This is a genomic window from Streptomyces sp. NPDC014801 (genome assembly GCF_043082085.1).
In the GTDB taxonomy this organism is placed as follows: Bacteria; Actinomycetota; Actinomycetes; order Streptomycetales; family Streptomycetaceae; genus Streptomyces.
Window position 1 is genome coordinate 328,642 of the sequence record NZ_JBIBXG010000007.1, and the last position, 20,356, is coordinate 348,997.

Genomic DNA, 20,356 nt, shown 5'->3' on the forward strand with positions numbered 1-20,356 from the left:
CGGTATCAGACCGCCCTCATCAGCAGGGTCGCGGCGACGAGGAGTGCCGCACCGCCGAACATCGAGACCGCGTACGACCGCGCGAAGCCGTTCTGCAGCCGCCGCAGCCGTCCGGACAGGCCGCCGACCGAGGCCGCCGTGCCGTTGACGACTCCGTCGACCAGGGTGTGGTCGACGTACACCAGGGACCGCGTCAGGTGCTCGCCGCCGCGGACCAGGACGATGTGGTTGAAGTCGTCCTGCAGCAGGTCGCGGCGGGCGGCCCGGGTGAGCAGCGAGCCGCGCGGGGCGACGGCCGGGACGGGCTTGCGGCCGTACTGCGCCCAGGCGATGGCCACGCCGATGACGAGGCACACCATGGTGGCGCCGGTGACCGTCGCCGCACTGAGCGGCGAGTCGCCCTCGCTGTGCCCGGTGACGGGCTCCAGCCAGTGCAGGAAGCGGTCGCCGATGCTGAAGAACGCGCCGGCGAACACGGAGCCGACGGCGAGGACGATCATCGGGATCGTCATGACCTTCGGCGACTCGTGCGGGTGCGGCTCGCTGTGGGCGCCGCGGGTCTCGGCGGCGGGCTCCACACTCGGCTCGGCCGGGGACGGGGTCGGCGCGTTGCGCCAGCGCTCCTCGCCGAAGAACGTCATCAGCATCACGCGCGTCATGTAGAAGGCGGTGATGGCCGCGCCCAGCAGGGCCGCGCCGCCGAGGATCCAGCCCTCGGTGCCGCCCTTGGCGAACGCCGCCTCGATGATCTTGTCCTTGGAGAAGAAGCCGGACAGGCCCGGGAAGCCGATGATCGCGAGGTAGCCGAGGCCGAAGGTGATGAAGGTGATCGGCATGTACTTCCTGAGGCCGCCGTAGCGGCGCATGTCGACCTCGTCGTTCATGCCGTGCATGACCGAACCGGCGCCGAGGAAGAGGCCGGCCTTGAAGAAGCCGTGCGTCACCAGGTGCATGATCGCGAAGACGTAGCCGATCGGGCCGAGGCCCGCGGCCAGCACCATGTAGCCGATCTGCGACATCGTCGAACCGGCCAGCGCCTTCTTGATGTCGTCCTTGGCGCAACCGACGATCGCACCGAACAGCAGCGTGACCGCGCCGACCACGGTGACGACCAGCTGCGCGTCGGGCGCGGCGTTGAAGATGGCCGCGGAGCGGACGATGAGGTAGACGCCCGCGGTCACCATCGTCGCGGCGTGGATGAGGGCCGAGACCGGGGTCGGGCCCTCCATGGCGTCCCCGAGCCAGGACTGCAGCGGCACCTGGGCGGACTTGCCGCAGGCGGCGAGCAGCAGCATCAGGGCGATCGCGGTGAGCTTGCCCTCGGTGGCGTCACCGGCCAGGCCGGGCTCGCCGTGGGTGCCGAGGAGGGGGCCGAAGGCGAAGGTGCCGAAGGTGGTGAACATCAGCATGATGGCGATCGACAGGCCCATGTCGCCGACGCGGTTGACCAGGAAGGCCTTCTTCGCCGCGGTGGCCGCGCTGGGCTTGTGCTGCCAGAAGCCGATGAGCAGGTAGGAGGCGAGACCGACGCCCTCCCAGCCGACGTACAGCAGCAGGTAGTTGTCGGCGAGGACGAGCAGCAGCATCGCCGCCAGGAACAGGTTGAGATAGCCGAAGAAGCGGCGGCGGCGCTCGTCGTGCTCCATGTACCCGACCGAGTACAGGTGGATCAGCGAGCCGACGCCGGTGATGAGCAGGACGAAGGTCATCGACAGCTGGTCGAGGCGGAAGGAGACGTCCGCCTGGAAGCTGCCGACCGAGATCCACGTCCACAGGTGCTGGGTCAGGGTGCGCTGGTCGGCGCTCCTGCCGAGCAGGTCGGCGAAGAGGACGAGGCCGATCACGAAGGACACGGCCGACAGCAGCGTCCCGATCCAGTGGCCGACGCGGTCCAGGCGCCGGCCGCCGACCAGGAGGACGGCCGCTCCGAGCAGGGGCGCCGCGATGAGCAGCGCGATCAGGTTCTCCACGATTCTTCCGACCCCTTACAGCTTCATCAGGCTGGCGTCGTCGACCGAGGCCGAGTGGCGGGAACGGAACAGCGACACGATGATCGCGAGGCCGACCACGACCTCCGCCGCCGCGACGACCATCGTGAAGAACGCGATGATCTGGCCGTCGAGGTTGCCGTGCATCCGGGAGAAGGCGACGAACGCGAGGTTGCAGGCGTTCAGCATCAGCTCGATGCACATGAAGACCACGATGGCGTTGCGCCGGATCAGGACGCCGGTGGCGCCGATCGTGAACAACAGCGCCGCGAGATACAGGTAGTTGACCGGGTTCACTTCGACGCCTCCTCGGTCTTCTTGAAGGTCGCCGGCTCGATCGCCCTGCGCTCCAGGCGCTCCGCGGCGCGCTGCTCCAGCGCCTTGAGGTCGTTGAGCGCCTCGGCGGACACGTCCCGGATCTGGCCGCGCTCCCGCAGCGTCTTGCTGACGGTGAGTTCGGAGGGGGTGCCGTCGGGGAGCAGGCCCGCGATGTCCACGGCGTTGTGCCGCGCGTACACGCCGGGCGCCGGCAGCGGCGGGACGTACGTGCCTTCGCGGACGCGCTGTTCGGCGAGCTCGCGCTGGGTCCGGGCGCGCTCGGTGCGCTCGCGGTGGGTGAGCACCATGGCGCCGACGGCGGCCGTGATCAGCAGGGCGCCGGTGATCTCGAAGGCGAAGACGTACTTGGTGAAGATCAGGGACGCGAGCCCCTGGACGTTGCCGCCCGCGTTCGCCTGGCCGGTGCCCTCGAACTCCTTCAGGGAGGCGTTGGCGATCCCGGCGAAGAGCAGGACGCCGAAGCCGAGGCCACTGAGAAGGGCCAGCCAGCGCTGGCCCTTGATGGTCTCCTTCAGGGAGTCCGCCGCGGTGACGCCGACGAGCATCACCACGAACAGGAACAGCATCATGATCGCGCCGGTGTAGACGACGATCTGCACGATGCCGAGGAAGTAGGCGCCGTTGGCGAGGTAGAAGACAGCCAGGACGATCATGGTCCCGGCGAGGCAGAGGGCGCTGTGCACGGCCCGCTTCATGAAGACGGTGCACAGGGCGCCGATCACCGCGACCGTGCCGAGGACCCAGAACTGGAAGGCCTCTCCGGTGGAGGTGGTGTAGGCGGCGAGCTGCGTGGTCATCGGCCGATCACCTTCTCCGACGCCGGTTCCTCCTCGCCGAAGGTGGACGCGGCCTCCTGCGGGACCTCGCCCTTGGAGACGGCGACCTGCCGGACCGTGCCGGGGGCGGCCTCGGTGACCAGGCCCCGGTAGTAGTCCTGCTCGTCCATCCCCGGGTAGATGGCGTGCGGGGAGTCGACCATGCCCTCTTCGAGGCCGGCGAGCAGCTGTTCCTTGGTGTAGATGAGGTTCGCGCGGCTGGAGTCGGCCAGCTCGAACTCGTTCGTCATCGTCAGCGCGCGCGTGGGGCACGCCTCGATGCACAGCCCGCACAGGATGCAGCGGGCGTAGTTGATCTGGTAGACGCGGCCGTACCGCTCGCCCGGGGAGTAGCGCTCCTCGTCGGTGTTGTCGGCGCCCTCCACGTAGATGGCGTCGGCGGGGCAGGCCCAGGCGCACAGCTCGCAGCCGACGCACTTCTCCAGGCCGTCCGGATGGCGGTTGAGCTGGTGCCGTCCGTGGAACCGCGGAGCCGTGGTCTTCTTCTGCTCCGGGTACTGCTCGGTCAGCCGCTTCTTGAACATGGCCTTGAAGGTCACGCCGAAGCCGGCCACCGGGTTGAGGAAACCGGGCTTGGTCTCCTTGGGCTCCTCAGCCATCGGACGCCTCCTTTCCATCCAGAGATCCGTCACTGTGAGTATCGGGCCCACCACTGACAATCAGCTCGCGTTCGCGGCGCGAGCGGCGGCGGGGCACCGGCGGCAGCTCCTGCCCGGGCAGCGGCGGCACGGGGAACCCGCCGGCCATCGGGTCGAAACCGGCCGGTTCGGCGGCGGGCGTCTCGGCCTTCTTCGCCTTGTCGCGGAACATGTCGGCGACGAAGGACAACAGCAGCAGGGCGAGGACGGCGCCGCCGACGTAGAGGGCGATGTCGGCGAAGTCGTAGTTCTCGTTGCGCAGCGCGCGGACGGTCGCGACCAGCATCAGCCACACCACCGACACCGGGATGAGGACCTTCCAGCCGAGCTTCATCAGCTGGTCGTAGCGGACGCGGGGCAGCGTGCCGCGCAGCCAGATGAAGAAGAACAGCAGCAGCTGGACCTTGATCACGAACCAGAGCAGCGGCCACCAGCCGTGGTTGGCGCCCTCCCAGAAGGTGCTGATGGGCCAGGGGGCGCGCCAGCCGCCGAGGAAGAGGGTGGTCGACACCGCCGACACCGTCACCATGTTCACGTACTCGGCGAGCATGAACATCGCGAACTTGATCGAGGAGTACTCGGTGTTGAAGCCGCCGACCAGGTCGCCCTCGGACTCCGGCATGTCGAAGGGGGCGCGGTTGGTCTCGCCGACCATGGTGACGATGTAGAGGATGAAGGAGACCGGCAGCAGCAGGATGTACCAGCGGTCCTGCTGCTGCTCCACGATCGTCGACGTCGACATCGACCCGGAGTAGAGGAACACCGAGGCGAACGCGGCGCCCATGGCGATCTCGTAGGAGATCATCTGCGCGCACGAGCGCAGGCCGCCGAGGAGCGGGTACGTCGAGCCGGAGGACCAGCCGGCCAGCACGATGCCGTAGATGCCGACCGAGGCGACCGCGAGGATGTACAGCATCGCGATCGGCAGGTCGGTGAGCTGCATCGTGGTGCGCTGACCGAAGATCGAGATCTCGTTGTCGGCCGGGCCGAAGGGGATCACCGCGATCGCCATGAACGCCGGGATGGCGGCGACGATCGGCGCGAGGACGTACACCACCTTGTCCGCGCGTTTGACGACGATGTCCTCCTTCAGCATCAGCTTGATGCCGTCGGCGAGCGACTGGAGCATGCCCCAGGGGCCGTGCCGGTTGGGGCCGATGCGCAGCTGCATCCAGGCGACGACCTTGCGCTCCCACACGATGGAGAACAGCACGGTCACCATCAGGAAGGCGAAGCAGAACACCGCCTTGACGACGACCAGCCACCACGGGTCGCGGCCGAACATCGAGAGGTCTTCAGCGGCGAGGTACGGGCTCATGCCTCCACCTCCTTCGGGGCGTCGGCGACGCCGGTCGCCGGGCCGATGCGGACGAGGGACCCGGGCTGCGCGCCGGTGTCGGAGGCGACACCGCCGCCGGCGGAGTTCAGCGGGAGCCAGACGACGCGGTCGGGCATCTCGGTGACCTCCAGCGGGAGTGCGACGGTGCCGGCGGAACCGGTCACGGCGAGCAGGTCGCCTTCCTTGACGCCGGCCTCGGCGGCGGTCGCGGCCGACACGCGCGCGTGGGCGGCGTGCCGGGTCCCGGCGAGCGCCTCGTCGCCTTCCTGCAGGACGCCCTGGTCGAGCAGCAGCCGGTGCCCGGCGAGCACCGCCTCGCCCGCGGCGGGCCGCGGCAGGTGCCCGGCGCTCTCCAGCGGGTCGGTGGCGCGCGGCCCGGTCCAGGCGCCGAGCCGGTCGATCTCCGCGCGCGTGGTGCGCAGGTCGGGCAGGCCCAGGTGGACGTCCATGGCGTCGGCGAGCATCTGCAGGACGCGCGCGTCGGTCGGCTCGATCCGGCGGGTCATCTGGTCGGGCTTGAGGGCGGCGTCGAAGAAGCGGACCCGGCCTTCCCAGTTGAGGAAGGTGCCGGGCTTCTCGGGGACCGCCGCGACCGGCAGGACGACGTCGGCGCGCTCGGTGATCTCGCTGGGCCGCAGCTCCAGCGACACCAGGAAGCCCACCTCGTCGAGCGCGGCACGCGCGCGTGCCGGGTCGGGCAGGTCGGCCACCTCCACGCCCGCCACCAGCAGCGCCTGCAGCTCGCCGGCGAGGGCGGCCTCGACGATCTGCCCGGTGTCACGGCCGTAGCGGTGCGGGAGTTCGGCCACGCCCCACACGGCGGCGACCTCCTCACGCGCGCGGGGGTCGGTGGCCGGGCGGCCGCCCGGCAGCAGCGACGGCAGCGCACCGACCTCGATCGCGCCGCGCTCACCGGCCCGCCGCGGGATCCACACCAGGCCGGCGCCCGTCGCGGACGCGGCCCGCACGGCGGCGGTGAGCCCGCCGGCCACCGCGGCCAGCCGCTCACCGACGACGATCACCGCACCGCCGGTGCGCAGCGCCTCGGCGGCCCGCGCCCCGTCGTCCTCCAGGCCGACACCGCTCGCGAGGGCGTCCAGCCACTCGGTCTCGGTGCCGGGCGCGGCCGGCAGCAGCGTGCCGCCCGCCTTCGTCAGACCGCGGGTGGCGTGGGTGGCCAGCGCGAACACCTGCTGACCGTGCTTGCGCCAGGCCTTGCGCAGCCGCAGGAAGACGCCGGGCGCCTCCTCCTCCGACTCGAAGCCGACCAGCAGCACCGCCGGCGCCTTCTCCAGGGAGGTGTACGTGACGCCCGTGCCGTCGAGGTCGCGGCCGTGGCCGGCGACCCGGGCGGCGAGGAAGTCGGCTTCCTCACTGCTGTGCACGCGTGCTCGGAAGTCGATGTCGTTGGTGTCGAGCGCCACGCGCGCGAACTTGCTGTACGCGTAGGCGTCCTCGACGGTGAGCCGGCCGCCGGTCAGCACGCCGGTGCGGCCGCGGGAGGCGAGCAGCCCCTGCGCGGCGATCTGCAGCGCCTCCGGCCACGACGCCGGCTGCAGCTCGCCCTCAGCGTTGCGGACCAGCGGCGTGGTGAGGCGGTCCCGCTGCTGGGCGTAGCGGAAGGCGAAACGGCCCTTGTCGCAGATCCACTCCTCGTTGACCTCGGGGTCGAAGGCGGCCAGGCGCCGCATCACCTTGCCGCGCCGGTGGTCGGTGCGCGTGGCGCAGCCGCCGGAGCAGTGCTCGCACACCGAGGGCGAGGAGACCAGGTCGAAGGGGCGGGAGCGGAATCGGTACGCCGCCGAGGTGAGCGCGCCGACCGGGCAGATCTGGATGGTGTTGCCGGAGAAGTACGACTCGAACGGGTCGCCCTCACCGGTGCCGACCTGCTGCAGCGCGCCCCGCTCGATCAGCTCGATCATCGGGTCGCCGGCGATCTGGTTGGAGAAGCGGGTGCAGCGCGCGCACAGCACGCACCGCTCGCGGTCCAGCAGCACCTGCGTGGAGATGGGGACCGGCTTCTCGTAGGTCCGCTTCTTCCCCTCGAAGCGGGACTCGGCGTGGCCGTGCGACATCGCCTGGTTCTGCAGCGGGCACTCGCCGCCCTTGTCGCAGACCGGGCAGTCCAGCGGGTGGTTGATGAGCAGCAGCTCCATCACACCCTTCTGGGCCTTCTCCGCGACCGGCGAGCTGAGCTGCGTCTTGACGACCATCCCGTCGGTGCAGGTGATCGTGCAGGACGCCATCGGCTTGCGCTGGCCCTCGACCTCGACGATGCACTGTCGGCAGGCGCCGGCCGGGTCGAGCAGGGGGTGGTCGCAGAACCGGGGGATCTCGATGCCGAGCTGCTCGGCGGCCCGGATGACCAGGGTGCCCTTGGGCACGCTGATCTCGGCGCCGTCGATGGTCAGCGTGACGAGGTCTTCGGGCGGGACCGCCGCCTCTCCGCCGCCCGTGGGGGCGCTCGTGGTCACGGTCATGCGTTCACCTCCGTGCGGTCGGCCCAGGCCGTGGACTTGGCCGGGTCGAAGGGGCAGCCGCGGCCCGTGATGTGCTGCTCGTACTCCTCGCGGAAGTACTTCAGCGAGGAGAAGATCGGCGAGGCGGCGCCGTCGCCGAGGGCGCAGAACGACTTGCCGTTGATGTTGTCGGCGATGTCGGCGAGCTTGTCGAGGTCGCTCATGGTGCCCTTGCCGGCCTCGATGTCCCGCAGCAACTGCACCAGCCAGTAGGTGCCTTCACGGCAGGGCGTGCACTTGCCGCAGGACTCGTGGGCGTAGAACTCCGTCCAGCGGGTCACGGCGCGCACGACGCAGGTCGTCTCGTCGAAGCACTGCAGGGCCTTGGTGCCGAGCATGGAACCGGCGGCGCCCACGCCCTCGTAGTCGAGGGGGACGTCGAGGTGCTCGTCGGTGAACATCGGGGTCGAGGAGCCGCCCGGCGTCCAGAACTTCAGGCGGTGGCCGGGGCGCATGCCGCCGCTCATGTCGAGGAGCTGGCGCAGGGTGATCCCGAGCGGCGCCTCGTACTGGCCGGGGCTCGCGACGTGGCCGGAGAGGGAGTACAGCGTGAAGCCGGGGGACTTCTCGCTGCCCATCGACCGGAACCATTCCTTGCCCCGGTTCAGGATCGCGGGAACCGACGCGATCGACTCGACGTTGTTCACAACAGTCGGGCAGGCATACAGGCCCGCCACAGCAGGGAAGGGGGGACGGAGCCGCGGTTGACCCCGGCGGCCTTCGAGCGAGTCCAGCAGCGCGGTCTCCTCACCGCAGATGTACGCGCCGGCGCCGGCGTGCACGGTGAGGTTCAGGTCGAGTCCGCTGCCGAGGATGTTCTCGCCGAGGTAGCCCGCCGCGTAGGCCTCGCGCACGGCCTCGTGCAACCGCCGCAGAACGGGGACGACTTCACCCCGCAGATAGATGAAGGCATGCGACGACCGGATGGCGTAGCACGCGATCACAATGCCCTCGATGAGGCTGTGCGGGTTCGCGAAGAGGAGCGGGATGTCCTTGCACGTCCCGGGCTCCGACTCGTCGGCGTTGACAACTAGATAGTGCGGCTTTCCATCGCCCTGCGGGATGAACTGCCACTTCATGCCCGTCGGGAATCCAGCGCCGCCGCGCCCGCGCAGACCGGAGTCCTTGACGTACGCGATGACGTCGTCCGGTGACATGGCGAGCGCCTTGCGAAGTCCCTCGTACCCCTCGTGCCTGCGGTAGACGTCCAAGGACCAGGACCGGTCCTCGTCCCAGAAGGCCGACAGCACGGGTGCGAGCAGCTTCTCGGGGCTGTTCTCCTTCAGTTCGGGTGCCAAGGTCATCACTCCCCCTCCTCGGCGGTAGGACCGGCCGGGTGGGCCGAGTCGCTGGCCGACGTGTCCTGCGGCGCGTCATGGGAGCTGAGGTGCTCGGCCGGCGAGGGCTCGTGCACCTTGTCCTGCGGCTCCTCGTGAGGACCTCCGCGCGGATGGACCACGCGCGCGGGTGCGGCCTCTCCCCTGGCCAGGCGGAGGCCCACCAGCGACGCCGGTCCCGCACTGCCGCTTGCCTCGACGGCCCCTGGCCGCTCGTCGGGGAAGCCGGCCAGGATCCGCGCGGTCTCCTTGAACGTGCACAGCGGCGCTCCGCGCGTGGGCGTGACCTCGCGTCCCGCGCGCAGGTCGTCCACGAGGCGGCGGGCGCTCTCGGGGGTCTGGTTGTCGAAGAACTCCCAGTTCACCATCACGACGGGGGCGAAGTCGCAGGCCGCGTTGCACTCGATGTGCTCCAGCGTGACCTTGCCGTCCTCGGTGGTCTCGCCGTTGCCGACGCCCAGGTGCTCCTGCAGCTCGGCGAAGATCGCGTCGCCGCCCATCACCGCGCACAGCGTGTTGGTGCACACACCGACCTGGTAGTCGCCGCTCTTCCTGCGCCGGTACATGGTGTAGAAGGTGGCGACGGCGGTGACCTCGGCCGTGGTCAGGCCGAGCACGTCCGCGCAGAACTGCATCCCGGTGCGCGTGACGTGGCCCTCCTCCGACTGCACCAGGTGCAGCAGGGGCAGCAGCGCCGAGCGGGAGTCGGGGTAGCGGGCGATGATCTCGCGCGCGTCCGCCTCCAGCCGGGCTCGGACCTCGTCCGGGTAGTCGGGCGCGGGCAACTCGGGCATGCCCAGGCTGACGCCCCGCTCCGAAGAAGAGGTGGTCACCGGTCGACGCCTCCCATCACGGGGTCGATGGACGCGACGGCGACGATGACGTCGGCGACCTGGCCGCCCTCGCACATCGCCGCCATGGCCTGCAGGTTGGTGAACGAGGGGTCACGGAAGTGGACCCGGTAGGGGCGGGTGCCGCCGTCGGAGACGGCGTGCACGCCGAGTTCGCCCTTGGGCGACTCGACCGCCGCGTACGCCTGTCCCGGCGGGACGCGGAAGCCCTCCGTGACCAGCTTGAAGTGGTGGATCAGGGCCTCCATGGAGGTGCCCATGATCTTCTTGATGTGGTCGAGGGAGTTGCCGAGCCCGTCCGGTCCCAGGGCGAGCTGGGCGGGCCAGGCGATCTTCTTGTCGGCGACCATGACCGGGCCGGGCTGGAGCCGGTCCAGGCACTGCTCGACGATCCGCAGCGACTGGCGCATCTCCTCCAGCCGGATCAGGAAGCGGCCGTAGGCGTCGCAGCTGTCGGCGGTGGGGACGTCGAAGTCGTACGTCTCGTAGTCGCAGTACGGCTGCGTCTTGCGCAGGTCGTGCGGCAGGCCGGTGGAGCGCAGGATGGGTCCCGTCGCGCCGAGGGCCATGCAGCCGGCCAGGTCGAGGTAGCCGATGTCCTGCATACGGGCCTTGAAGATGGGGTTCCCGGTGGCGAGCTTGTCGTACTCCGGGAGGTTCTTCTTCATCTTCTTCACGAACTCGCGGATCTGGTCCACCGCGCCGGGCGGCAGGTCCTGGGCGAGTCCGCCGGGGCGGATGTAGGCGTGGTTCATCCGCAGGCCGGTGATGAGCTCGTAGAGGTCGAGGATCATCTCGCGGTCGCGGAACCCGTAGATCATGATCGTGGTCGCGCCGAGCTCCATGCCGCCGGTGGCGATGCACACCAGGTGGGAGGACATCCGGTTCAGCTCCATCAGGAGCACCCGGATGATCTTGGCCCGCTCGGTGATCTGGTCCTCGATGCCGAGGAGCTTCTCCACGGCGAGGCAGTACGCGGTCTCGTTGAAGAAGGACGTCAGGTAGTCCATGCGCGTCACGAACGTGGTGCCCTGTGTCCAGGTCCGGTACTCGAGGTTCTTCTCGATGCCGGTGTGGAGGTAGCCGATGCCGCAGCGGGCCTCGGTGACCGTCTCGCCCTCGATCTCCAGGATCAGGCGCAGCACGCCGTGGGTGGAGGGGTGCTGGGGGCCCATGTTGACGACGATGCGCTCGTCGTCGGCCCGGGCCGCGGACTGGACGACCTCGTCCCAGTCGCCTCCGGTGACCGTGTAGACGGTGCCCTCGGTGGTCTCGCGGGCCGAGGCGGCCGACGCCGCGTGGGACTGCGTGTTGCTCACGAGTACGACCTCCGCTGGTCCGGAGCCGGGATCTGGGCGCCCTTGTACTCGACGGGGATGCCGCCGAGGGGGTAGTCCTTGCGCTGCGGATGGCCCTGCCAGTCGTCCGGCATCATGATCCGCGTCAGGGCCGGGTGACCGTCGAAGACGATCCCGAAGAAGTCGTACGTCTCGCGCTCGTGCCAGTCGTTCGTCGGGTAGACGGAGACCAGCGACGGGACGTGCGGGTCGGCGTCGGGGGCGCTGACTTCGAGGCGGATCAGCCGGTTGTGGGTGATCGAGCGCAGGTGGTAGACGGCGTGCAGCTCGCGGCCCTTGTCGTTCGGGTAGTGCACGCCGCTGACGCCGGTGCACAGCTCGAAGCGCAGCGCGGGGTCGTCGCGCAGGGTGCGGGCGACGCGCAGCAGGTGCTCGCGTTCGATGTGGAAGGTGAGCTCGCCGCGGTCGACGACCGTCTTCTCGATGGCGTTGTCCGGGAGGAGTCCTTGTTCCTCCAGCGCGCCTTCGAGTTCGTCGGCGACCTCGTCGAACCAGCCGCCGTACGGCCTGCTCGCCGGTCCCGGGAGCCGGACCGAGCGCACCAGGCCGCCGTAGCCGGAGGTGTCGCCGCCGCTGTTGGCACCGAACATGCCGCGCTGGACGCGGATCTCCTCGCCGCCCTGGCCGCGCTGGCCGGGGAGGTTGGAGGCGGACAGGTCCTTCTCGGGGTTCACCCCGTTGTGGTCGGCCCCGTTGTGGTTGGCCTCGCTCACCGCAGCAGCCCCTTCATCTCGATCGTGGGCAGGGCCTTGAGCGCCGCTTCCTCCGCCTCCCGGGCCGCCTCCTCGGCGTTCACGCCGAGCTTCGAGCTCTGGATCTTCTGGTGGAGCTTGAGGATCGCGTCCATCAGCATCTCGGGCCGCGGCGGGCAGCCGGGCAGATAGATGTCGACGGGGACGATGTGGTCGACGCCTTGGACGATCGCGTAGTTGTTGAACATGCCGCCCGAGGAGGCGCACACGCCCATGGAGATCACCCACTTGGGGTTCGGCATCTGGTCGTAGACCTGCCGGAGGACCGGCGCCATCTTCTGGCTGACCCGGCCGGCGACGATCATCAGGTCGGCCTGGCGGGGCGAACCGCGGAAGACCTCCATGCCGAAGCGGGCCAGGTCGTAACGGCCGGCTCCGGTGGTCATCATCTCGATGGCGCAGCAGGCCAGTCCGAAGGTCGCGGGGAAGACGGACGCCTTGCGCACCCAGCCCGCGGCCTGTTCGACGGTGGTCAGCAGGAAGCCGCTCGGAAGCTTTTCTTCGAGTCCCATGTCGTAAGGCCCCTCAGTCCCATTCCAGGCCGCCGCGCCGCCAGACGTAGGCGTAGGCGACGAAGACGGTGAGCACGAAGAGCAGCATCTCCACGAGCCCGAAAATCCCCAGGGCGTCGAAGGTGACGGCCCAGGGGTAGAGGAAGACGATCTCGATGTCGAAGACGATGAAGAGCATCGCCGTCAGGTAGTACTTGATGGGGAAGCGCCCGCCGCCGGCCGGCGTGGGGGTCGGCTCGATACCGCACTCGTAGGCCTCGAGCTTGGCCCGGTTGTACCGCTTCGGACCGATCAGCGTGGCCATGACCACGGAGAAGATCGCAAAGCCTGCCCCGAGGGCTCCCAGTACGAGGATGGGCGCATACGCGTTCACCGCTCCTCGCTCCTCTCAGTCGGCACTGACTGCTGGCGGTTGCGGTCGGTCTCACAGCCGTCTCCTCAGCCCCACGAACCCCGCCCGCCCCGGCGAAGATCGGGAACATGTGAAGCAGGTCACAAGCCCAACCGCGTGCATCTTATGCCCGACGGTCTGTGATCTGCGACACGGGGTATTGCACAAGCTTTGTGATCTCCACCACCTGACGAAGGATCATGAAGTCGTATGAGCGGTGATCTTCGTACAGGAAGCGTCCGAGTGATCACCAGAGGTGACATTTCCGCTCGTCGGGGCAGGTCAGAAGGTGTGCCCCCTTATCAAGCACGGACGGCCGGATGCAAATTCGCCCTGGACGCCATCTCTTGCTAGATGCCCGCGTCACACGTCCGAGGGGCAACCGGTGCACGAGGTGGACACGTTCGTGACTTCACAAACAAAGTCGGCGTGGCGGAGAGCGACTGCGGCGCGTGTTTTCGTGGCCACCCAAGGTCACACGCAGTGCCGGGAGTCGGGCGCGCGCCGCGCAGGAAGTCGGGCGCTCGCCGGGCCGAGAGTGGACGTAGGACTGCCGGCGGACTCGCCTCCCGCCCTTCACCGAAGACGGCCTTCTATAGCGAGAGCAGGGTCGGCCGGCGCGGCGAGCTCCGGGCGAGGGGGCGCCCCCTGACGGGGCACCAGGCCCACCGGCCGGGCAGAGCCCTCTCGTTGACGGGACAACAGGCCCGTGACGGGGCAAACCGGGCTCATGGGCCGGGGTGGACCGACTCACCGAGCCCGCACCCGCCGTCCCGAGCGGGAACGCGGGGCGGCATCCACGCACGGACGCCCCGACTGCGGTGACCGTTCCGTGACCTCCGCCACATCGATGAGAGGCGCATGAGAACCGGGCTTGGCCAACGACCCCGACCAGTGGTAGGCGCAGGGCAATTCGGGCGTAATGACGAAAGTACGTGATCAAAGCCGTGTTGAGCCGCGTCCGCAATGTCCGTTACGGCGTCAATAAAGAACGACACGCCCGGGATTCGAGGTCTCGGTTGAGCAACTGTGGCGCAGCACACGTTTCTTGAAGGTATGAAGGAGCCCCTGATACCGGTTGTTCCCATGTCCCACACCGCTCACATACGCAGCCACCGGAAGCCCCGCCGCAGCGCGTCGAAAATCGCGATGCGGGCCGGAGTTGCCGGTGGCGTCCTCAGCACGCTGGCAGTCGCCGGCGCGTCGGCCTCCTCGGCGAACGCCGCGGAGCCGGTGACGCAGACCCTCGAACTGCCCACCCTGACGGCGGACATCTCCGCCCAGGTCGCCCAGTCCGCGGAGGCCACCCAGCTGGCGGCCGCGAACTACGAGCTGCGGGCCGAGCGTGACGCGGCTGCCGCGAAGGCCGCGAAGCAGGCCGAAAAGGACCTCGCGGAGGCCAAGAAGAAGGCCGCCGAGGCCAAGAAGAAGGCCGCGGAGGAGGCGGCGCGCAAGGCCGCCGCCGAGCAGGCCCAGCGCGCCTCCCGCAGCTCCGAGCGGCCCACGCTCTCCGCGTCCGTGAGCGCCGACGTCTCCACGAGCTCGTCCTCGGCGACCGGTTCGGCCGCCACCGTCGTCGACTTCGTCAAGGCGCAGGTCGGCAAGGCGTACGTCTCCGGCGCCACCGGCCCGTCCGCCTACGACTGCTCCGGCCTGGTGCAGACGGCCTTCAAGCAGGTGGGCATCGACCTGCCGCGCGTCTCGCAGGACCAGTCGACCGCGGGCACCCAGGTCTCCCTGAGCAACCTCCAGCCCGGCGACATCCTCTACTGGGGCGGCGCGGGCAGCGCGTACCACGTGGCCGTGTACGTCGGCGACGGCATGTTCGTCGGCGCGCAGAACCCGTCCACGGGCGTCGTCGAGCGTCCGCTGTCGTACGACCCGCCGAGCGGAGCGGTGCGCGTCCTCTGACGCACGCACCCGAACAACCGTAAAAGGGGCGAAGGGCCGCAGCCGCTCGGGGGCAGCGGCCCTTCGGCTTACCCCGGCGGCGTACCCCGGCTCCCGGCCCGACGCCCCCAGCTCCCGGCTCTCGGCCCGACGCCCCCAGCTCCTGGCCCAGAGGGCACCTGACAGCTCCCGCTCCCCCATGGACGCCCCGCGGACGCCCCACGGTCCCCCGCACGGCACAGGACAGCCGGCGACCCCTCACAGGGGCCGCCGGCTGTCCGGGCAGGGCGGAGTGGGCCTCAGGCCTTCGGCGCCACCTTGCTCAGGCCGTTGATGATGCGGTCCATCGCGTCGCCGCCCGTCGGGTCGGTGAGGTTGGCGAGCAGCTTCAGGGTGAACTTCATCAGCATCGGGTGCGTCAGGCCGCGCTGCGTGGCGATCTGCATGACCTTCGGGTTGCCGATGAGCTTCACGAAGGCGCGGCCGAGCGTGTAGTAGCCGCCGTAGGTGTCCTTCAGGATGCGCGGGTAGCGGTGCAGGGCGAGTTCGCGCTGGCCGGGCGTGGCGCGCGCGTGCGCCTGGACGATGACGTCGGCGGCGAGCTGGCCGGACTCCATGGCGTAGGCGATGCCCTCGCCGTTGAAGGGGTTCACCAGGCCGCCCGCGTCGCCGACGAGCAGCAGGCCCTTGGTGTAGTGCGGCTGGCGGTTGAAGGCCATGGGCAGGGCGGCGCCGCGGATCGGGCCGGTCATGTTCTCCGGGGTGTAGCCCCAGTCCTCCGGCATGGAGGCGCACCAGGCCTTGAGCACCTCGCGCCAGTCCAGCTCCTTGAAGGAGTCGGAGGTGTTGAGCACGCCCAGGCCGACGTTGGAGGTGCCGTCGCCCATGCCGAAGATCCAGCCGTAGCCGGGCAGCAGCCGGTCCTGGGGGCCGCGGCGGTCCCACAGTTCCAGCCAGGACTCCAGGTAGTCGTCGTCGTGGCGGGGGCTTTCGAAGTACGTCCGCACGGCCACGCCCATCGGGCGGTCCTCGCGGCGGTGCAGGCCCATCGCCAGGGAGAGCCGGGTGGAGTTGCCGTCGGCGGCGACGACGAGCGGCGCGTGGAAGGTGACCTCGCGCTTCTCCTCGCCGAGCTTGGCGGTGACGCCGGTGATGCGGCCGGTGCGGTCGTCGACGATCGGGCCGGAGACGTTGCAGCGCTCGAAGAGCCGGGCGCCGGCCTTCTGCGCCTGCCGGGCCAGCTGCTCGTCGAAGTCGTCGCGCTTGCGGACCAGGCCGTAGTTCGGGAAGGAGGCGAGATCCGGCCAGTCCAGCTGGAGCCGTACGCCGCCGCCGATGATCCTCAGGCCCTTGTTGCGCAGCCAGCCGGCTTCCTCGGAGATGTCGATGCCCATCGCCACGAGCTGCTTGACGGCGCGCGGGGTCAGGCCGTCGCCGCACACCTTCTCGCGCGGGAACGCGGTCTTCTCCAGCAGCAGCACGTCGAGGCCGGCCCGGGCGAGGTGGTACGCGGTCGTGGAACCGGCCGGGCCCGCGCCCACGACGATCACATCGGCGGTGTTCTCGGAGAGGGGCTCGGTCACGACACTCACGGCGGGATCTCCCCAAGTTCGAAATCTGTGTGCCGACGGGCACAGGACATGGGCAGTCTATTCAGCGGCACTGATCAATCGGCTGAAGGGCTGCCCCGTGAACCGAACTCTGCCCGTGGTACGGCTGCGTGTCCCCACCGACGAGGACGCGGTGGCCTGGCACCGGGTGTTCGCCCACCCGGACGTCATGGAGTTCCACGGCGGGCGGCCCGCCGAGCTGTCCGTGTACGAGGAGCTCACCGCCCGCCAGCGCAGACACGACGCGGAGCGCGGCTTCTGCCTGTGGAGCATGGTGGACGAGCAGGACCGGGTCATCGGCTTCACCGGCGCCCAGCCGTGGCCGCACGCGTGGGGTCCGGCGGGCGAGATCGAGATCGGCTGGCGGCTGGGCCGGGAGTACTGGGGCAAGGGGTACGTCACCGCGGCGGCGCTGATGACACTCGACCGGGTGCGCGCGGCGGGGGTCGGTGACGTCGTCGCCATGGTCGACGCGCGCAACGCCCGTTCGATCGCGGTCACCCGGCGGCTGGGGATGCGGCTCGCGGAGACGTTCGTGACGCCGGAGCGGAAGCGGGAGGGGCACTGCTACCGGCTCGCGCTGTAACCGTGAGTAACCCTTCACTACGGAACGCGACCTGACGCTTCCGGTGGGCACCCCCGGGCGGTTACCCTGCCAGTACCGCTGGGGGTGACATCTGTGCCGATAACACCCAGAACACCCGAAGTCCGTGTGCCCCGGTTCGTCGGCCTCATGGCCATCGACGCGCGGGAGCGCGCCGCCGCGCACGGAGTCCTGCTCACCGCTCCCGACCGTCCCGACTTCCGCCGCACCGTCGTCGACTACGTCGTACGGCAGTACCCGCCGCCCGGCGCCGAAGTGCCGCGCGGGGCCGTCGTCACGGTGTGGTTCGACCTCGGCGAGGGCGAAGGGGGCGGCGGCGCGGGCGTGCACGAGCCGCGCCCGCCGTACGCACCGCGCGGCGGACTGCAACGGGAACTGGACGAACCGGGCGATCCGTACGCGGTGATCGGCAGCCGCTGACCGGGCCGGCCGCCACCGCGACGGGCTCGGCGCCACCGCCGCCGGGCCCCGGGTGCCGCGATGCCTCCGGCAGGCTCCGGTACCGTCCGGCGCGGAGCCCCGGACGTCCCACAGGCCCTCGCCCCCGTAAGGGCTCAGCTCTCCTTGAAGCCCCGGTGCAGGGCCACCACTCCGCCCGTCAGGTTGCGCCAGGCGACCTTCGTCCAGCCGGCCTTGCGCAGGTGCTCGGCCAGGCCTGCCTGGTCGGGCCAGGCGCGGATGGACTCGGCGAGGTAGACGTACGCGTCCGGGTTGGAGGATACCGCCCGGGCGACGGGCGGCAGGGCCCGCATGAGGTACTCGGTGTAGACGGTCCGGAAGGGCGCCCACGTCGGATGCGAGAACTCGCAGATGACCACGCGCCCGCCGGGCCGCGTCACCCGGTGCATCTCGCGCAGCGCCCCGTCGAAGTCCTGCACGTTGCGCAGCCCGAAGGAGATCGTCACCGCGTCGAAGGTGTCGTCCTTGAACGGCAGCTTCGTCGCGTCGCCGGCGGTGAAGGGCAGCCAGGCGTGCTTGCGCTTGCCGACCTGGAGCATGCCCAGGGAGAAGTCGCAGGGGACGACGTAGGCACCGGTCTGCGCGAACGGCAACGAGGAGGTCGCCGTGCCGGCCGCCAGGTCGAGCACCTTCTGCGCGGGCCGGGCGTCGACCGCTCTGGCCACCTCCTTGCGCCAGCGGCGGTCCTGCCCCAGGGACAGCACGTCGTTGGTCAGGTCGTACCGTTCCGCCACGTTGTCGAACATCGAGGCGACTTCGTGCGGCTGCTTGTCCAGGGATGCGCGGGTCACGCGCCCATTGTTGCAGTACGGCCCTGCGCGGCACGGCCCCCGGGCAGCAGCCGCGGCCGCTTGCGCGCCGCCACGTCCTCCACCCATCCGCACGCGGTCACGAACACGCCGATCAACAACCAGCCGACCCCGAACAGGAACCACTCCTCGGCGCAGGACGCGGCGACGGACTGCAGCGGGGTGCCGCAGGAGGACGGGGCGTTCGCGGAGGCGTTCTCGGGCTAGGACGGCGGTGTCAGCGCCGCCGGTACAGCAGACGCCCGGCGACGACCGTGGCCACGCACGTGGACGCCCCCCGCTGCGCCAGCGTGGCCTCGTCCGGCACGTCGAACACGGCGAAGGTGGCGTCCATGCCTTCGTACGGCAGAAGCGGCATGTTCATGGCCTCCGCCAGGGCGCGGCCCCCGGCCAGCGGGTCGAGGCGCGGCGGTCCCGGCGGCTCTTCGAAGCGCTGCTCCACCGTCAGACCGGCGCGGTACACGGCGTCCTGCACCGCGGGACGCTTCAGGTCCCCCGCCACGGCGACCGTGCCGTGCGCCAGCATCCGCTGCACGCCGCGCCGCGCGCTGGCGCCCCACCGGCTGTCGGTCATGCCGAGGGTGGTCAGGGCCTCGCCGGTGATCGGCTCGCTGCCGAGGTCGCCGGCCTCCCGCGGGTCGGGGTGGTAGGCGCGCTCCAGCAGCTCGGGCCCGTAGAGGTTGAGCAGGCCGGGCCCGATGAGGCCCGGCCAGCGGCGCACCCGGGCGGTGGGACGGGCGGCCTCCAACTCCTCGCGGGGGCCGACGGACACGACCGTCCGCCCCTCCACGAGGACCGCGCCCCCGGGCATCGGGGACCACCGCGACTCGCCCGTGACCAGCAGGTCAGCGGCGTGAATCGTCAGCACGAGCGCTCAGTTGGACGCCAGCAGCTTCAGCTCCGGGTGAGCCGTGCCGCCCTCGAACGCCGTCGAGGAGATGTGGGAGACCACGCGGTCGTCGACGGGGTCGTTCGCCGGGTCGTCGTGGACGACCAGGTGCTCGTACGTCGTCGAGCGCTGCGCCGGGACGCGGTCCGCCTTGCGGATCAGGTCGATGATCTCCATGCGGTTGGAGCGGTGCTTGGCGCCGGCGGAGGAGACGACGTTCTCCTCCAGCATGATCGAGCCGAGGTCGTCCGCGCCGTAGTGCAGGGAGAGCTGGCCGACCTCCTTGCCGGTGGTGAGCCAGGAGCCCTGGATGTGGGCGACGTTGTCGAGGAAGATGCGGGCGATCGCGATCATCCGCAGGTACTCGAACAGGGTGGCCTGGGTGCGGCCCTTCAGGTGGTTGTTCTCCGGCTGGTAGGTGTACGGGATGAACGCGCGGAAGCCGCCCGTGCGGTCCTGCACGTCGCGGATCATCCGCAGGTGCTCGATGCGCTCGGCGTTGGTCTCGCCGGTGCCCATCAGCATCGTGGAGGTGGACTCCACGCCCAGCCGGTGCGCGGTCTCCATGATCTCCAGCCAGCGCTCGCCGGACTCCTTCAGCGGCGCGATCGCCTTGCGCGGCCGCTCGGGCAGCAGCTCGGCGCCGGCGCCCGCGAAGGAGTCCAGGCCCGCCTCGTGGATGCGGGTGATGGCCTCCTCGACCGACACGCCGCTGATCCGGGCCATGTGCTCGACCTCGGACGCGCCCAGCGAGTGGATCACCAGCTGCGGGAAGGCGTCCTTGATGGCCTTGAAGTGCGTCTCGTAGTACTCGACGCCGAAGTCCGGGTGGTGGCCGCCCTGGAACATGATCTGCGTGCCGCCGAGCTCGACGGTCTCCGCGCAGCGGCGCAGGATGTCGTCCAGGTCGCGGGTCCAGCCCTTGGCCGTGTCCTTGGGGGCCGCGTAGAAGGCGCAGAACTTGCACGCCGTGACGCACACGTTCGTGTAGTTGATGTTCCGCTCGATGATGTACGTCGCGATGTGCTCGGTGCCCGCGTACCGGCGGCGGCGCACGGCGTCGGCGGCGGCGCCGAGCGCGTGCAGCGGGGCGTCGCGGTAGAGGTCGAGCGCCTCCTCGGGGGTGATCCGTCCGCCCGCGGCGGCACGGTCGAGGACGGACTGGAGGTCGGCCTTCTCGGTCACCGGAGCGTCCCTTTCGGAAGGGGTGTAACGGACCGAACCAGCGTACGCCA

Annotated in this window: 20 protein-coding genes; 4 read left to right on the forward strand and 16 right to left on the reverse strand. The window is 70.2% G+C overall.

What is annotated here, in order from left to right; all coding sequences use genetic code 11:
• Window positions 1-5: 5 nt before the first annotated feature.
• Genes nuoL through ACF1AL_RS19100 form a run of 12 tightly spaced genes read right to left on the reverse strand, consistent with a single transcriptional unit; the run spans window position 6 to window position 12,842 of the window.
• The gene (gene nuoL / locus ACF1AL_RS19045; RefSeq protein WP_386418024.1) at window positions 6-1,970 is read right to left on the reverse strand and encodes an NADH-quinone oxidoreductase subunit L; all 1,965 of its coding nucleotides are present in this window, start codon (window positions 1,968-1,970) and stop codon (window positions 6-8) included.
• 15 nt (window positions 1,971-1,985) lie between these two features.
• Window positions 1,986-2,285, reverse strand: coding sequence for an NADH-quinone oxidoreductase subunit NuoK (nuoK, locus tag ACF1AL_RS19050; RefSeq protein WP_003974374.1), 300 nt, complete (start codon window positions 2,283-2,285; stop codon window positions 1,986-1,988).
• Complete coding sequence (locus tag ACF1AL_RS19055; protein ID WP_391704236.1) at window positions 2,282-3,124, reverse strand: NADH-quinone oxidoreductase subunit J; 843 nt, start codon at window positions 3,122-3,124, stop codon at window positions 2,282-2,284. The genes nuoK and ACF1AL_RS19055 overlap by 4 nt, the downstream gene beginning before the upstream one ends.
• Entirely contained in the window at window positions 3,121-3,762 is a 642-nt protein-coding gene (gene nuoI, locus ACF1AL_RS19060) for an NADH-quinone oxidoreductase subunit NuoI (RefSeq protein WP_384204475.1), read from the reverse strand. Before nuoI ends, ACF1AL_RS19055 begins: the two co-directional genes overlap by 4 nt.
• A complete protein-coding gene (gene nuoH / locus ACF1AL_RS19065) occupies window positions 3,755-5,119 on the reverse strand; it encodes an NADH-quinone oxidoreductase subunit NuoH (RefSeq protein WP_384204472.1) in 1,365 nt (454 codons plus the stop codon). The genes nuoI and nuoH overlap by 8 nt, the downstream gene beginning before the upstream one ends.
• On the reverse strand, window positions 5,116-7,620 hold the full coding sequence (locus ACF1AL_RS19070) for an NADH-quinone oxidoreductase subunit G (RefSeq protein WP_391821091.1): 2,505 nt from the start codon (window positions 7,618-7,620) through the stop codon (window positions 5,116-5,118). The genes nuoH and ACF1AL_RS19070 overlap by 4 nt, the downstream gene beginning before the upstream one ends.
• Window positions 7,617-8,963: an NADH-quinone oxidoreductase subunit NuoF gene (gene nuoF, locus ACF1AL_RS19075; protein WP_384204466.1), complete on the reverse strand. Its 1,347-nt coding sequence runs from the start codon at window positions 8,961-8,963 to the stop codon at window positions 7,617-7,619. The genes ACF1AL_RS19070 and nuoF overlap by 4 nt, the downstream gene beginning before the upstream one ends.
• Window positions 8,963-9,829 (reverse strand): NADH-quinone oxidoreductase subunit NuoE, encoded by an 867-nt coding sequence (gene nuoE / locus ACF1AL_RS19080; RefSeq protein ID WP_366838732.1) that lies wholly within the window; start codon window positions 9,827-9,829, stop codon window positions 8,963-8,965. The genes nuoF and nuoE overlap by 1 nt, the downstream gene beginning before the upstream one ends.
• Window positions 9,826-11,166 carry an NADH-quinone oxidoreductase subunit D gene (locus ACF1AL_RS19085; RefSeq protein WP_366838731.1) on the reverse strand — a complete coding sequence of 447 codons (1,341 nt, stop codon included), beginning with the start codon at window positions 11,164-11,166 and terminating at the stop codon, window positions 9,826-9,828. Before ACF1AL_RS19085 ends, nuoE begins: the two co-directional genes overlap by 4 nt.
• On the reverse strand, window positions 11,163-11,918 hold the full coding sequence (locus ACF1AL_RS19090) for an NADH-quinone oxidoreductase subunit C (protein ID WP_391826570.1): 756 nt from the start codon (window positions 11,916-11,918) through the stop codon (window positions 11,163-11,165). The genes ACF1AL_RS19085 and ACF1AL_RS19090 overlap by 4 nt, the downstream gene beginning before the upstream one ends.
• Complete coding sequence (locus ACF1AL_RS19095) at window positions 11,915-12,469, reverse strand: NADH-quinone oxidoreductase subunit B family protein (RefSeq protein ID WP_007383964.1); 555 nt, start codon at window positions 12,467-12,469, stop codon at window positions 11,915-11,917. The genes ACF1AL_RS19090 and ACF1AL_RS19095 overlap by 4 nt, the downstream gene beginning before the upstream one ends.
• A 13-nt stretch (window positions 12,470-12,482) precedes the next feature.
• Window positions 12,483-12,842 carry an NADH-quinone oxidoreductase subunit A gene (locus tag ACF1AL_RS19100; protein ID WP_003992243.1) on the reverse strand — a complete coding sequence of 120 codons (360 nt, stop codon included), beginning with the start codon at window positions 12,840-12,842 and terminating at the stop codon, window positions 12,483-12,485.
• A 1,104-nt stretch (window positions 12,843-13,946) separates the two neighbouring features.
• Between ACF1AL_RS19100 and ACF1AL_RS19105 the strand changes: the two genes are divergently transcribed.
• Window positions 13,947-14,771 (forward strand): C40 family peptidase, encoded by an 825-nt coding sequence (locus ACF1AL_RS19105; RefSeq protein WP_384204459.1) that lies wholly within the window; start codon window positions 13,947-13,949, stop codon window positions 14,769-14,771.
• 278 nt (window positions 14,772-15,049) lie between these two features.
• Here ACF1AL_RS19105 and ACF1AL_RS19110 read toward each other — a convergent pair whose 3' ends face one another.
• Window positions 15,050-16,342 carry a geranylgeranyl reductase family protein gene (locus tag ACF1AL_RS19110; protein WP_366838728.1) on the reverse strand — a complete coding sequence of 431 codons (1,293 nt, stop codon included), beginning with the start codon at window positions 16,340-16,342 and terminating at the stop codon, window positions 15,050-15,052.
• A 97-nt stretch (window positions 16,343-16,439) separates the two neighbouring features.
• Between ACF1AL_RS19110 and ACF1AL_RS19115 the strand changes: the two genes are divergently transcribed.
• Window positions 16,440-16,946 carry a GNAT family N-acetyltransferase gene (locus tag ACF1AL_RS19115; protein WP_366838727.1) on the forward strand — a complete coding sequence of 169 codons (507 nt, stop codon included), beginning with the start codon at window positions 16,440-16,442 and terminating at the stop codon, window positions 16,944-16,946.
• 93 nt (window positions 16,947-17,039) lie between these two features.
• Window positions 17,040-17,384, forward strand: coding sequence for a PASTA domain-containing protein (locus ACF1AL_RS19120; RefSeq protein ID WP_384204453.1), 345 nt, complete (start codon window positions 17,040-17,042; stop codon window positions 17,382-17,384).
• A 134-nt stretch (window positions 17,385-17,518) separates the two neighbouring features.
• On the opposite strand, the gene ACF1AL_RS19125 is transcribed toward ACF1AL_RS19120, so the two are convergent.
• Entirely contained in the window at window positions 17,519-18,214 is a 696-nt protein-coding gene (locus ACF1AL_RS19125; RefSeq protein ID WP_384204450.1) for a demethylmenaquinone methyltransferase, read from the reverse strand.
• A 60-nt stretch (window positions 18,215-18,274) separates the two neighbouring features.
• Between ACF1AL_RS19125 and ACF1AL_RS19130 the strand changes: the two genes are divergently transcribed.
• Window positions 18,275-18,439, forward strand: coding sequence for a hypothetical protein (locus ACF1AL_RS19130; RefSeq protein WP_391821092.1), 165 nt, complete (start codon window positions 18,275-18,277; stop codon window positions 18,437-18,439).
• 10 nt (window positions 18,440-18,449) lie between these two features.
• Here the strand turns inward: ACF1AL_RS19130 and ACF1AL_RS19135 are convergent, their stop codons facing one another.
• Both ACF1AL_RS19135 and mqnC read right to left on the reverse strand, forming a co-directional pair.
• A complete protein-coding gene (locus ACF1AL_RS19135; protein WP_391660115.1) occupies window positions 18,450-19,100 on the reverse strand; it encodes a hypothetical protein in 651 nt (216 codons plus the stop codon).
• Window positions 19,101-19,106: 6 nt separating this feature from the next.
• Window positions 19,107-20,306 (reverse strand): cyclic dehypoxanthinyl futalosine synthase, encoded by a 1,200-nt coding sequence (gene mqnC / locus ACF1AL_RS19140; protein WP_391821093.1) that lies wholly within the window; start codon window positions 20,304-20,306, stop codon window positions 19,107-19,109.
• Window positions 20,307-20,356: the final 50 nt, after the last annotated feature.